The sequence below is a fragment of the Paenibacillus sp. BK720 genome, from assembly GCF_011761545.1.
Taxonomy (GTDB): Bacteria; Bacillota; Bacilli; order Paenibacillales; family Paenibacillaceae; genus Pristimantibacillus.
In genome coordinates this window covers 643,812-656,895 of sequence record NZ_JAASRQ010000003.1, presented here as the reverse complement: position 1 = coordinate 656,895, position 13,084 = coordinate 643,812, and the positions used below count along the sequence as shown (strand labels likewise).

The 13,084-nt window shown below is 56.5% G+C and carries 10 protein-coding genes; 2 read left to right on the top strand and 8 right to left on the bottom strand.

The annotated features are described in order from the left end of the window. Nucleotides 1-283: 283 nt before the first annotated feature. The 8 genes from FHT67_RS14940 to FHT67_RS14905 all read right to left on the bottom strand — a co-directional run bounded on the left by FHT67_RS14940 (nucleotide 284) and on the right by FHT67_RS14905 (nucleotide 9,963). Nucleotides 284-2,755 (bottom strand): DUF4129 domain-containing transglutaminase family protein, encoded by a 2,472-nt coding sequence (locus tag FHT67_RS14940; protein ID WP_167199405.1) that lies wholly within the window; start codon nucleotides 2,753-2,755, stop codon nucleotides 284-286. Continuing rightward, the gene (locus FHT67_RS14935; RefSeq protein ID WP_167199402.1) at nucleotides 2,748-4,226 is read right to left on the bottom strand and encodes a DUF58 domain-containing protein; all 1,479 of its coding nucleotides are present in this window, start codon (nucleotides 4,224-4,226) and stop codon (nucleotides 2,748-2,750) included. Before FHT67_RS14935 ends, FHT67_RS14940 begins: the two co-directional genes overlap by 8 nt. Beyond that, nucleotides 4,223-5,245 (bottom strand): AAA family ATPase, encoded by a 1,023-nt coding sequence (locus tag FHT67_RS14930; protein WP_167199399.1) that lies wholly within the window; start codon nucleotides 5,243-5,245, stop codon nucleotides 4,223-4,225. Before FHT67_RS14930 ends, FHT67_RS14935 begins: the two co-directional genes overlap by 4 nt. 73 nt (nucleotides 5,246-5,318) lie before the next feature. Further along, the gene (locus tag FHT67_RS14925) at nucleotides 5,319-6,602 is read right to left on the bottom strand and encodes a polysaccharide deacetylase family protein (protein ID WP_167199395.1); all 1,284 of its coding nucleotides are present in this window, start codon (nucleotides 6,600-6,602) and stop codon (nucleotides 5,319-5,321) included. A 183-nt stretch (nucleotides 6,603-6,785) separates the two neighbouring features. Beyond that, a complete protein-coding gene (bcp, locus tag FHT67_RS14920; protein WP_132310088.1) occupies nucleotides 6,786-7,253 on the bottom strand; it encodes a thioredoxin-dependent thiol peroxidase in 468 nt (155 codons plus the stop codon). 38 nt (nucleotides 7,254-7,291) lie between these two features. Then, nucleotides 7,292-8,083: an ABC transporter permease gene (locus tag FHT67_RS14915; RefSeq protein WP_132310086.1), complete on the bottom strand. Its 792-nt coding sequence runs from the start codon at nucleotides 8,081-8,083 to the stop codon at nucleotides 7,292-7,294. 6 nt (nucleotides 8,084-8,089) lie between these two features. Then, complete coding sequence (locus FHT67_RS14910) at nucleotides 8,090-8,884, bottom strand: ABC transporter permease (protein ID WP_132310084.1); 795 nt, start codon at nucleotides 8,882-8,884, stop codon at nucleotides 8,090-8,092. Continuing rightward, nucleotides 8,881-9,963, bottom strand: coding sequence for an ABC transporter ATP-binding protein (locus FHT67_RS14905; RefSeq protein WP_132310082.1), 1,083 nt, complete (start codon nucleotides 9,961-9,963; stop codon nucleotides 8,881-8,883). Before FHT67_RS14905 ends, FHT67_RS14910 begins: the two co-directional genes overlap by 4 nt. A gap of 252 nt (nucleotides 9,964-10,215) precedes the next feature. Between FHT67_RS14905 and FHT67_RS14900 the strand changes: the two genes are divergently transcribed. Further along, nucleotides 10,216-11,280, top strand: a complete 1,065-nt coding sequence (locus FHT67_RS14900) for an LCP family protein (protein ID WP_167199392.1) — start codon at nucleotides 10,216-10,218, stop codon at nucleotides 11,278-11,280. A 489-nt stretch (nucleotides 11,281-11,769) separates the two neighbouring features. Continuing rightward, nucleotides 11,770-13,080 carry a glutamate-1-semialdehyde 2,1-aminomutase gene (locus FHT67_RS14895; RefSeq protein ID WP_132310078.1) on the top strand — a complete coding sequence of 437 codons (1,311 nt, stop codon included), beginning with the start codon at nucleotides 11,770-11,772 and terminating at the stop codon, nucleotides 13,078-13,080. Nucleotides 13,081-13,084 lie beyond the last annotated feature (4 nt).

Sequence of the window (13,084 nt, the reverse complement as noted above, 5' to 3'; positions counted from 1 at the left end):
TCCCTGAGGGACCTTAAGTTGCAAAAGTAGCGGCCTCCTTTTAGTGTTAAGGTCCCTAAAGGGCCTTAACTTCTTCAAACTAGTCATTTGGATGCCCAATTTCGCGGTTTCGTGAGCTTTAAGGTCCCTGAGGGACCTTAAGTTGCAAAAGTAGCGGCCTCCTTTTAGTGTTAAGGTCCCTAAAGGGCCTTAACTTCTTCAAACTAGTCATTTGGATGCCGAATTTCGCGCCTTAAGCAAAAAAAGCCCGTCCCACGGTTAATCTCGGGGGACGGGCTTTTGATTATTCGGCGGCTTGAACCGCGGCCGCCGGAACGGCTTTTCGGGGCTTGCCGAGCAGCGCGTTCATCGCTGCGGCAAGCTCCTCCGGAGGCGGGGCGGTCCATTCGCCCCGCTGCCCGAACCGGCCGGCATCGTCCCAGGCGATGAACCGCCGAAGCGCATCGGCGCGCGCGCCGGGCATCGACGCCGACACGGCGTCCGCGTACTCGCGCGCGGTATGATGCGGCGGCCGCGCCATCATGCGGCGGCCGAGCAGCACCCACGCCGCGGCGGATACCGCGGCGAACTGCTCTTGCGCGGCGGCGGCGCGGCCTGCGCCATGCGCCGCGGCGTACCGGCGCAGCGCGAGCGCGAGGCGAAGCCGCCTGCGCTGCGCCGCCGCCGCAAGGCCTGCCGCGAAGAGCAGCGCGGCCGCGCCTGCGGCGGCCAGCGCGGCGGGCGAAGCCGCCGCCGCGCCACGGGCGGCGCTCCGCATTGCCTGCGCGAGGGCATCCGCCCCTCGCGCCACCGCCGAGGCGGCGTGATCCACCGCCGCCTCAAACCGCGCCAGCATGCCGCCCGTTCCGGCGGTGGCATGCTCTGGCGCCCCCGCATCATCGGCAGCTCCGCCCGCCGATGACGGCTCGCCTGACGCCGATGCCCCGGCGTCCGTTCCCGCTGGACCCATGCCGCCGGCAAAGCCCGGCGTCGGGTCAAAAGGCACCCAGCCTACGCCGGGGAAGTACACCTCTACCCAAGCGTGCGCATCCTTCGCCCGCACGTTGTAGAGGGTCCCGGCTTCGCTGGCAGCCTCCGCGCCAGCCGTTGATACCGGCGTGCCGGAAACAAAGCCTTTTACCCAGCGGGCCGGAATTCCTTCCTCGCGGAGCAGAACAACCATAGCGCTGGAGAAATGCACGCAATATCCGCGCTCCTGCTCAAACAGGAAATAGTCCACAAAGTCCGCTCCCTTTGGCGGAACCGCGCTATCCAGCGTGTACGCATAGCTGTTCTTCAAATATTGCTCGACCGCTTTCACCTGATCGTAACGGTCGGTCCCCGCGGCTCCGGCAAGCTTGTCCGCCAGCGTCTTCACGCGATCCGGCAAAGAATCCGGCAGCTGCAGGTAATCCGTCAGATCCGTCTTCTCCGTCTGCACAAGCGCCGCGGTTTCTCCCGCTAAGGCGGAGCTGCCCCCTTCCCGCAATAAAGCAGCATCGGTTACCGGAAGCCGGCTTTCGACGGTATACCGCTCCACCTGCGCTTCCGTATCCGCCGAATACAGAGCGCCGGCCAGCTCATCCTCCACATACGTGCTTAATTGCCGGTTGGGATCAATCGCCGAAAGACTAAGCACGCGTCCCCCGCTCCCCGCGAAAAAGAGCGGCATTCCCGGCGAAGCCGAAGGCTCGGTCATCACGACCGTCTGCCGAATGGTCCGGTCATCCCCGGAACCGTTTACCGCAAGCGCTGACGGTTTATCTCCGTATTCCACCGGATGCAGCACCTTCCCGCTCCAGCCGCTTTCCCAGCCGCGGCCGTTATAGACCGCTTTGGATTCGCCTCTCCAGTAAGTCTGAACCGGCGAAAAACCGCTGAACACTACCGTGTCGTCCTGGGATAGGGAAGCCCCGAGCTCCCGGTCGTCGAAGCCATACCCGGTCATGCCGCGGCTTTGACCCGCGGTGCCCATAGCCGCCTGCATGGCAGCCGAATAATTCTCCTTGCCAAGCTCCACCATCGCCTGTTCAAGCCGGTTCGCCGCGTTTACGGTCCATGCCGAAGGCTCCGTTTGCCTCGGCTGCCCGCTGGATAACAGCATTCCGACGCCCACGCATAGCAGCACCAGAAATTCTCCCGCAGCCAGCCATTTCGGATGGAGCTGACGGTCGAATTCGCTGCCGCCTCCCTGCATCCGCCTTACTCTGGCCATCGTTACGACGGCTCCTAACAGCAGGCCCTCCGCCGTTGCGCGAAGCAAGCCGTTAAACACGTCGATTCCAACCCAGGTGTGAAGAATGAGCAGATAAGAAACCGTGATGGCTGCCAGCCCCAAGGCAACCTGCCTCAGCCATACAAGCGCCTGCAGCGCAGGCGCCAGCATCGCCCAGCCTACGAAAAGCAGCAGCGTCCTCAGCTCGCTGGTCATCGTCCACATGCCGTACGTGAACAGCTCTTTGATATCTCCGGCCAGCATGCCGGGGTAATTCGCCAGCCACTGCAGCGCGTTTTCGTCATTTCCTTTAAATAGAAGCATCATGGTCAAGACGCATAAGGAGCCGTTCATAAAGAGCGATATATACCAGGCCGGGCGAAAAAGCCCCGTCGCCATCACGCAGCCGATCACCGTCAGCAGCGGGCCGATCTGGTACACATCCGCCCATTCCTTGTAATGGAGCCACGGCAGCAGCCATTCGGCCAACAGGCCGAATAACAATACGGTCGTCAGCACCCGGAAGCCCAACGACCCGTTATCGGGAGCGGAATCACGCATGCCGGACGCCTCCTTCCGCCGTATGCGTCGGCCGGTTCATCTTATCCGGATAGGCGAGCCAATTGACGGATAACCCCGCCTGCTCCAGCAGTCGCTGCTGCTCGCGCATCGCAAACGTCAGAACCGCTTGCTTCGTGACGACGTGCAGACGGATTCTGCATTTCTGATCGGCCGCATAAGCGGCAAGCTGAACCCAGCTTTGACCGCTTTTCCAGTCAGCGGTATAGACATGGATCACCCCGCCGGGCTTCAGACCGCCAAGCTCTGCCCGGAGACTGTCCAAGGAGACCGCCGCTTTCGTAAGCTTCAGCTTCGCAAGCCGTTCCAGCAGTTGGCTGGCCTGTTGGGCGGCTTGACCGCCCCGCTTCCGCTTCTCCTTGGTCCCTCCTGTACCGACTGTCCCTGCAAGGAGCCGGACATCGCAGCCGTCCGCTGCCGCTATTTCAATTCCTCTTGCCAGCCATGCCAGAGATGCGTCGAATAACCGCTCGTCATGATTAAACGCAGCGCCGTTCGTATCCGCCACCATAATAATCTCGGCAGGCTGCTCGAGCAGATGCTGCTTCGTGAACATCCCCCGTCCTTTTGCCGCAGCCCGCCAATTCATATGCCGAATTGAATCCCCATCCCGGTACGGCCTGCTGTCGGGCCCGATTCCGGCTTGCTGCAGCAGCCTGTCCGCGGTGATATCGCTGAGCTCCCCGCTGTCGCTGATAAAAGCTGCGGACGAATCGCCCGATACCTGCTCCGCTACGGCTCCGTGCAGCTGCTCCGTCCGGCGCCGCCCCTGCTCCGGAAGCGCGGGTACGACCGCTAAGGTGCCGGGACAATCCAGCTTTTTATGAAAAGCAGTAAGTCCAAGCCAATCCCCAACCGTTACGGTCACCTCACCGAATCGATGCTCCCCTCGCCTGACGGCGAGAACGGAGTAGCAGATCTCCACTTCTTTGCGCAGGATAGGCGCCACAAGATAACGATAGTCCAGGCGCGTCTTTTTTGCCGCGCTTGTATTGGTCATTTCGTCCTGAACGGCTATCCAAGCAAAAGGCACAAAGAAAGAACGCTTTAACGTCAGCCGTATAACCGCCTCTTCGCCGTCCTTGATTTTGGGTTCCGTAATAACCCGGCTTACCGCAAGGCCAAAGGTCGAGAGCAGCGGCATGAAAATCGATAACAACGGAAGCAGACTCAGCACGATCAGCATAAAGGTCTCTACCGCCCCGCCCCGGGCAAGCATGCCGGCCAGACTCAGCAGCCAGCCGGCCGCTATGAGGAGCCAGGCTCCCCAGCGGGTACGATAAACCGGAGGACGGGCAGACTGCGCCGGCTCATCCACCTGCGTTTCCGTTCCTCTCTTGTCTGCCCCGACCGGATTCTTGTTATGGCCGGCCGACGGTGGGAAGCCCTGTGCCAGCTGTCCTTGGGCCGGCTCCGCCATCATGACGTTCGAGTCGTTTCCCTGCGTCTTCATTTCTGCCTCCCTGCGGCTTGACCAGGGGCAATGGACGCGGGCAGCGGCGTGCTTCTCATTATTCGGATTAACGCTTCGGATACCTGTCTTCCCCCGGCGCTCACGCCGTTCAGCCGGTGCGCCAGCACCGCTTCGCCGGTTGCGAACAGATCATCCGGCAGCACGTATCTTCTTCCCTCTACGTAAGCTCTAGCCTGAGCCGCGCGCAGCCAGTCGCGTCCCGCGCGCGGACTTAATCCCAGCTCCAGCTCGGGCGCGCGTCTGGTCGCATCCGTCACCTTTGCCATATATTCGAGCAGTCCGGGATGGACATGCGCCTGCCGCACCTCGCGCTGCATCCGCAGCCATTCCTCCAGCATCAGCACCGGGCGCAGCTGTTGAGGCTCCAGCCTCGTGCCGGACGCGTACTGCTCCAGCATTTTTGCTTCGCTCTCCATAGACGGGTAGCCAATGGACAACCGCATCATGAAACGGTCCAGCTGCGCTTCCGGCAGCGTATTGGTCCCTTCATAGCTTAACGGGTTCTGCGTCGCAATGAGCACAAACGGCTCCGGCAGCTTGCGGGTCTCCCCTTCCACGCTGATTCTCCGCTCCTCCATCGCTTCGAGCAGCGCCGATTGCGTTCGCGGGGAAGTCCGGTTAATCTCGTCCGCCAGAACGATGTTGGCCATAATCGGCCCCGGCCGGTAGACAAACTCGCTGATCCGGCTGTCCCAGACCGCACCGCCGATCACATCCGCAGGCAGCATATCCGAGGTGAACTGGATCCGCTTGAATTCTCCGCCCAGCACGCGCGCAAAAGCTCCCGCCAGCATCGTTTTCCCCACGCCCGGCACGTCCTCGAGCAGCACGTGGCCGCCGGCCAGCATAGCCGTCAGCAGCTGGATAACCGTTTCTCTTTTCCCTAGCAACACCTGATCTACTCTATGAATAAGCCTTTGCAGCAGCACCTGCGGCGGCTCCGGCCAAGACTGCGCTTCCGCTCTTCCCTGCAAGCCTTCGAATTTCGGCACGATCATCTCTATCATCGACCTCCTGAAAAATAGCATCTCTATCTTTCAGTATCGCCACGCGCCTCTCTATTTAGACCTGCTAGAGGGAAGACGGCCCGATCCAAATCTCTCTTTTGCCTTCCGTAACCGTAATTCGGCTTATGCCAAAATGAAACCGCTGAAGCGTCTCTCTTAAAGGCACTATTATCCGGCTTGGCAGAGACGTTCCGCTGCCTCCTACCTCCGCTGCCGTCCAGCTAACGCTTTGATTGTTCACCATGGCTTCGACGACTCCGTTTGCCATGTCGAGACGGATAATCCCATGAAGCCCTATTGCCAGCTGTCTTAGAGGCACATCGATAGTGCCGTTCAGCATTTTGTAATCCTGCGGGGCAAACGGAATTTCATCCCCGCCGGCATGAATGATTAAGCTTTGGGTATTCAGCTCGGGTAAGTTTGTTCTCGTCCGGGCCGTATATTGCACGAGAGTCTGCGTCTCTTGAGCCGTTACCTTGGGACGCTTCCACTTGAGCGTTGGCGCGAGACGGAATTGAATGGGCTTAACCTGTTCGGTTAAGACCGCGAACTGATAGCCTTTATTTTTAAAGTAACCGATCACTTCCGGCAGCGCCTTTACTGATTCCCCGTGGATAGAGCTGTCATGCATCAGCACAACGACTTTGCCGGACAGCCTGGAGCCTTTAACGGTGCTTACGATCTCTTTGGCGGGCACGCCAACCCGCGCCGAGTCGCCGCTGTCCACGTTCCAGTCGTTGACGATATAGCCAGCCTTCGCAAGCGCGTCGTAATACCCTTGGTCAAAGTTGCCAAACGTCCCTCCCGGCGCGCGGAGCAGATTGGTCCGTACCCCCGTCACTTTGTAGATTTCATCGTCGGTGTCCATCACCTGCTTCGCGAACGCGGAGAAGCTGCTGTACAGCTCTTTATAGACATGATCGTACGTATGATTGCCGATGGCATGGCCTTCCTTGACGACCTGCCTCGCGATATCCGGATACTGCTTCACTTCCTTGCCCAGCATAAAAAAAGTCGCCTTCACGCCCTCCCGCTTCAGGATGGCCAGAACATCCTTTGTCTTCCCGCTAGGGCCATCGTCAAACGTCAAATAGACGGTTGGCTTGACCGCCGCCGTTTTCGCTTCCTCCGCGCTATAGTCAACCAGCTGATCCGCCCGAATCGGACTGCCCGCCCCTTCTTCCTGATACGCCGCTGGCCTTGTCGCGGCCGCAGCCATCTCGCTTGCCAGCCCGGCATGCGCCAGCTCGCTTGCTGCCTCCCCCCGCTCCTCCGTTACCGGACCGGCTCCAAGCAGCCCAAACCATAACACAACCAAACATAATCCCGTCCGCACCAGCAATCGCATCTTATTGCCACCCTTCTCTATTCTCGTTAGTCATCAAACTAGTAGAGTATATGAGCGGCAAATCTAGCAAATGCCCCGTTAAAAATTAATTTCGTATATGGTTGTCAGGTGGCTGCTCTTCCTCTACCCAAGTCTCTAGCTCAACAAAAAAAGACGGGCCCCACAGGACCCGTCTTCCAATCGTTATAGCTTTGCCGCCTCGTCAGCCACCTGCTGGACGTGGCCTTTGATCTTTACGCCGCGCCACTCGCGGACAAGCTTGCCTTTCTCATTGATGAGGAAGGTCGAGCGGACAACGCCCATGTACTCGCGGCCGTACAGCTTTTTCATCTGCCATACGCCGTACTTCTCGCATACCTTGTGATTCTCGTCCGAGAGGAGCAGGAACGGCAGGCTTTGCTTGCCGATAAACTTCTCATGCGACTTAACCGGATCCGGGCTGATGCCAAGCACGACCGTATTACTGTCTGCCATAGCCGGATAGGCGTCCCGGAAATCGCAAGCCTGCTGCGTGCAGGTTGGCGTATTGTCCTTCGGGTAGAAATAGAGGACAACCTTTTTCCCGCGGTAGTCGCTAAGCTTCACCGTCTCGCCGTTTGATGCCGGCAGCTTGAAATCCGGCGCTTTTTTGCCTACTTCTATCGTAGTCATGCCACTAACCTCCAATTACCTGCCTTAACCTGCGGGGTCTACGAGCCCGCGCCGCGGTACCGCTTCACGCCATGATTCCACAGCGCCAGCCCCAGCCCGAATACGATAACGCCCATAACCGGCGTAAACCAGGCCAGCTGAGACAAGTCATCCGCCTTTTTTTCCAGGAAGTACGATGCGGGAATTACGCCTACAAAGGCAAAGGGCAGCAGCCAGGTCAGGACAAACCGAATCGTTTTGTTATAAATGTTGACCGGGTAACGGCCATAGTTCTGCACGTTGTAAATAAGCGGCACGATGCCCGTCGGCGCATCCGAGAAGAATGATATCGCCGACAGCGCCGTATAGATCCCGCCGTACACAAGCACGGCGCCAAGCACGAACAGAAGCATGATCAAGACATAATACCAGTGGAACGCCAGTCCGAGATCATTCCAGCAGACGGCCATGATAACCGCCCCTACCACGGAACCGATCAGGGACGGCGGATCCACGTTTTCGAGCAGCACTTGAAACAGGTTGTGGGCCGGACGCGTCAGAATGCGGTCCATCTCCCCTTTTACGATATAACGCTCGCTGAAATTCCACATCCCGAAGAAGGTGGAGAAGATTCCGTACGGAATCATGAAGAAGCCGTATACGAAAATAACCTCCGATTCCGTCCAGCCGCCAAGCGAAGGCGTATGCTGGAACACGACAAGGATAAAGACCAGGTTCATCCCTTGGAACATCAAGTCCGACAGCACCTCGACCCAAAAATCGGCGCGGTAGGTCAGACGTGTTTTGGCATAGTTTTTAATGTATTCCCAGAATAACACGGCATACAGCATCTTGAGTTAACCTCCTTGCACGAACAGCCGCTTGCGGGCCGCACGCCAAGTAAATAGGATGGGCACAAGCAAAATAACGAACCACAACGCCTGAATGCCCAAAACGCCCCAAGCCTCGCTCATCGGGGTACGCCCGGTAAACACGGCGCTTGGCAAATACGTAATGGCCTGGAAGGGCAGCCATTCCATCGCCCCCTTGAGCCAGCCCGGGAAGAAAGCGATCGGAATGAGCACGCCGGAAAACAGATCGACAAGCACCCGCTTCATCCGCATCATCCCCTCGTTATTTTCCACGAAGAAGGCCGCGAGACCGGTCAGAATGTTTAGCTGCGAGTTAATGAACAAGCTGAATAGCAGCATAATGAAATAAACAATCCATACAGCCGGATCCTTCGGCAGCTTGACCGGAAACAGCAGACAAACGATTACAAGTCCCGGCCCCATAAAGAGAATCAGGCGGAACAAGCCTTCGCCAAGCCCCTGCATCATTTTGACGAGCAAATAGGAGTACGGCCGGATCAGCTGCATCGCGATGCTGCCGTCCCGGATATCGTTCGCAATCTCGCGGTCCAGATTATTGAAATAGAAGGCGCGCGCCATCCAGGACACGGCGATATAGGTCGTCATTTGAGCAAGCGTAAACCCCTGAAGCGTCTCGGCCGAGCCGAAAATCGCTTTCCAGAGGAAATAATACGCTCCGATATTAATCGCATAAATAATGATACCGCTATAATAATTAACGCGGTAAGCCAGCATGGTCAGAAACCGGATTCGGATAAAATCGACGTAAGCGCTCATCATCGGAGAGTAGTCTCCTTCTCGGGCTCCGCCTCGGCCTCCTGCTTTGTAGAGTCGGTTTCCAGCAGCGTTGCCGCGGCAGATGCCGACGCTGAACCGGAGCGGTAAATTTCGCGCACGATATCGTCGGTGTTCGTCTCGAGAATTTTGATATCCCGGATATCCGCCCCTCCTACAACTACGCCAAGCGCGTCCGATACGTTAATCGTATGAGGCAGCCACATCGAGGCGCCCTGCTCGCTCATCGTCCAGGTGACATCCAGTCCCGCCGTAAGCAGCTGCAGCTTCGCAAGCGACGTTGGCGTGCCGAATTGGAACTGAATCTCGCGGCCTTTGCTCCAGCGGTTCTTCAGCTCCTCCAATCCTCCGTCGTAAATAATCCGGCCGTCGTCCAGCATGATCACCCGCGAGCACAAGGCTTCGATATCCTGAAGGTCATGCGTAGTAAGCAGAATCGTAGTCCCTTCCTCACGGTTCAGATCCTTAAGAAACTCCCGAATTTCCGTCTTCACCATAATATCGAGACCGATGGTTGGTTCATCGAGGAACAGGATTGACGGGTTATGAAGCAGCGATGCGACAAGCTCGCAGCGCATTCGCTGACCAAGGCTCAGCTTGCGCACCGGACGATTCAGCAGATCGCCAAGATCGAGGCGCTGCACGAGGTTGTCCAATCTTTTGCGGAAATCTTCCTCGGACACGCGATATACTTTGCGCAGCAACTGGAAAGACTCTATAACACCGATATCCCACCAAAGCTGGGAGCGCTGGCCGAAAACAACGCCAATCCCTCCGACGAATTTTTCGCGGTCTTTGTAGGGTACATAACCGTTTACCTTCAGTTGTCCGGATGTCGGCACCAGAATGCCGGTCAGCATTTTAATCGTTGTCGATTTGCCTGCGCCATTCTCGCCGATATACCCGCAGATCTCGCCTTGCGGAATTTGAAACGAAATATCTTTGACGGCCGTTACCTCGTTATATTCTCGTTTGAACAGGTCTTTCAGAGCGCCGGACAAGCCCTCTCTGTTCTTTTGCACTTTAAACTGCTTTCGCAGATCTTTGACATCAATCGCCAGCATGGGTCTACTAAAACTCCTCTCCGTTAAGAACGGTCGACATTTCCCGGGGAATTATGAGTTTTTTCCAAGGGAAACGATAAAACTTGCGTCTATCCATCGTTCCGCTTTATAATTTTATGATATGTAATATTACAATAGTTATTGTTTTGCGTAAATGGCAGGCATCATCGGTTCGGGAGCGATGAATCGCCTGTCTGATTTGGGTTTACACACTTTGCAGGAAGAGTTGCTGAAAGGAGCACTACTACAGTCATGGCTACAAAAGCTAAAAAGAAAAGAAAACCTTGGAAATGGGTACTCAGCGGTTTTCTCGTAGTTATAGTTATTGCCATCGCCGGCCTGGTTTACTGGGGCACCGGCGTATATAATTCGTTAGACAATTTCAGCAAGAACAAAGAAGATTCCCGGTTTGGCCAATTCGATAACAATACAACCACCGCTCAAGCGCCTCCGAAATGGGAAGGCAAAGAACGCGTCAATATTCTTCTTCTTGGCGGCGACGCCCGCGGTTTGGAAGAGAATCAGGTTCCGCGGTCCGATTCCATACTGATCGCATCCTTTGACCCGGTTACGAAAAAAGCGCATCTCTTCTCCGTTCTCCGGGACACATACGTCGATATCGAAGGTCATGGAAAAGGCCGGATTAACACGGCGATTACGCTTGGCGGACCGCAGCTGGCCATGAAGACCGTCGGCGACCTGCTTGGTCTCGACATTCAATATTATGTGTACACGGATTTCGAAGGATTCAAAGCCTTAGTCGACTCGATCGGCGGCGTATACTTCGACGTTGAGAAGGATATGCATTATACAGACAATGCCGATAAAAATAAATACGATATCGATCTGAAGAAGGGCTACCAGCTGCTGGACGGCGACAAAGCCCTGCAATACGTCCGCTTCCGCCACGATGCGATGAGCGACTTCACCCGTACCGAGCGTCAGCGTGAATTTTTAGGCGCCGTAGCCGACAAGCTGAAATCGGGCTGGAACATCGTTCAGATGAAAAAGATTCTGGACAGCGTATCGCCTTACATCGAGACGAACCTGCAGGTTACCGATATGCTGAAGCTCGGTCAGCTCGGCGTCGATTCCCACTTGGCAGGCACGCAGCAGATTCCTCCGATGGACAATATTGCCGAGGAGCATGTAGGAGGGGCAGCCGTCATTGGCGTTCGTGACCTGGATGAACTGAAGGCTTCGGTTCAAGACACGCTGGCGAAGGATGATACGGAAACCACGCCATCCCCATCGCCGGGTGCCGGGAACGGAACCGATACCACTACAACCACTACTGACAGCGGCACAGCGCAATAGGGATATAGATAAAGGGAGTTAGTTTTTAAAAAAGGACCAGATCTCCGCCAACCGGCGAGAACTGGTCCTTTCGCATTCATGCGGTTAAAGGTAGAGCTCACTAACCATTCATTTGTTTAATCATTAGCTGTCGCGGGTTACATTGCACGAAATACAGCATCTTGACGTATTTAAGCCCCGTAGGCAGATCTATCCTGCACGGAATGCAGGATATTATAGACTTTACTGCCCAATTGGGCTAGATTCCGAGTGATATCCTGCATTTGGTGCAGCATAACTAGCCCGTTGCCTGTTCCTGGGGCAAATATACTGCTCTTCGTACAAAGTGTAGAGAAGAAGAGCTTGCTATGCCTATCTGTTTGGTAAGCCCCCAGCATGACTTTGCTTTTTGCTCCGACTGCGCGATAATGGGAAGTGTCGATTTTCTTCATTCAGGCTGCTTGCTTTAAACAAACGCTTACATATTACGAAACACGGAGGATTTCTTTCATGTCCATGCAACGCAAACGTTCAGAGGCGCTTTACGAGGAAGCGCTGCAGCATATCGTGGGGGGCGTTAACAGCCCTTCCCGTTCTTACAAAGCGGTTGGCGGCGGTGCGCCGGTGTTCATGAAGCGCGCGGAAGGCGCCTACTTCTATGACGTCGACGATAACCGCTATATCGATTATTTGGCGGCTTACGGTCCGATTATTACGGGACATGCCCATCCGCATATTACCGAAGCGATCGTTCGCGCAGCGCAAAACGGGACGCTCTACGGGACGCCTACCGAGCTTGAAATCCAAATGGCCCGCATGCTGAAGGAAGCAATCCCTTCTCTCGATAAAGTCCGCTTCGTTAACTCCGGCACCGAAGCCGTCATGACAACCATCCGGGTCGCGCGCGCGTTCACGAAGCGCAATAAAATCATCAAATTCGCCGGCTGTTACCATGGCCATTCCGACCTCGTTCTGGTTGCAGCGGGCTCCGGCCCTTCTACGCTTGGCATTCCGGACAGCGCCGGCATTCCGACCAGCATCGCGCATGAAGTGATCACGGTACCGTTTAACGACCTGAATGCCCTGAAGGAAGCGCTGGAGCGTTGGGGCGACGATACGGCCGCCGTTATGGTGGAGCCGATTGTCGGCAACTTTGGCATGGTTATGCCACAGCCCGGCTTCCTCGAAGGCGTCTGCAAAATGACGCGCGAAGCCGGCGCTCTCGTTGTTTACGACGAGGTCATTACGGCGTTCCGCTTCCATTACGGCACTACGCAGACGTTTCATGTCTTCCCGGATTTCAAAGCCATCGAGCCGGATCTTACCGCGCTTGGCAAAATCATCGGCGGCGGACTGCCGATTGGCGCCTACGGTGGCCGCAAGGAAATTATGGAACAGGTTGCTCCGCTCGGCCCCGCTTACCAGGCAGGCACGATGGCGGGTAATCCCGCTTCCATCTCGGCCGGAATCGCGTGCCTCGAGGTGCTACAGGAAGCAGGCATTTACGACCGCATGAACGATCTGGCAACAATTCTCGCAGACGGCTTGCGCGTTTCGGCAGCGAAGCACGGCATACCGCTTACGGTCAACCAAATCCGAGGTTCGTTCTCGACCCACTTCTGCAATCATCCGGTAACGAACTATGAGGAAGCGCAGGATACCGACGGCGAAATGTTCGGCCGCTTCTTTAAGCTAATGTTGGAGCAAGGCATCAACCTGGCTCCTTCCAAATATGAAGCTTGGTTCCTGACTACCGCCCATACGAAAGAAGATATCGCAGCTACTCTCGCAGCTGCTGATCATGCCTTCTCGAAGCTGTAATAGA

Bases quoted from the DNA above. Each gene is read 5' to 3' on its own strand.
- bcp (WP_132310088.1), bottom strand. From the start codon at position 7,253: ATGACTACGATAGAAGTAGGCAAAAAAGCGCCGGATTTCAAGCTGCCG.
- FHT67_RS14915 (WP_132310086.1), bottom strand. From the start codon at position 8,083: ATGCTGTATGCCGTGTTATTCTGGGAATACATTAAAAACTATGCCAAA.
- FHT67_RS14895 (WP_132310078.1), top strand. From the start codon at position 11,770: ATGTCCATGCAACGCAAACGTTCAGAGGCGCTTTACGAGGAAGCGCTG.
- FHT67_RS14910 (WP_132310084.1), bottom strand. From the start codon at position 8,884: ATGATGAGCGCTTACGTCGATTTTATCCGAATCCGGTTTCTGACCATG.
- FHT67_RS14940 (WP_167199405.1), bottom strand. From the start codon at position 2,755: ATGCGTGATTCCGCTCCCGATAACGGGTCGTTGGGCTTCCGGGTGCTG.
- FHT67_RS14905 (WP_132310082.1), bottom strand. From the start codon at position 9,963: ATGCTGGCGATTGATGTCAAAGATCTGCGAAAGCAGTTTAAAGTGCAA.
- FHT67_RS14935 (WP_167199402.1), bottom strand. From the start codon at position 4,226: ATGAAGACGCAGGGAAACGACTCGAACGTCATGATGGCGGAGCCGGCC.
- FHT67_RS14930 (WP_167199399.1), bottom strand. From the start codon at position 5,245: ATGATCGTGCCGAAATTCGAAGGCTTGCAGGGAAGAGCGGAAGCGCAG.
- FHT67_RS14900 (WP_167199392.1), top strand. From the start codon at position 10,216: ATGGCTACAAAAGCTAAAAAGAAAAGAAAACCTTGGAAATGGGTACTC.
- FHT67_RS14925 (WP_167199395.1), bottom strand. From the start codon at position 6,602: ATGCGATTGCTGGTGCGGACGGGATTATGTTTGGTTGTGTTATGGTTT.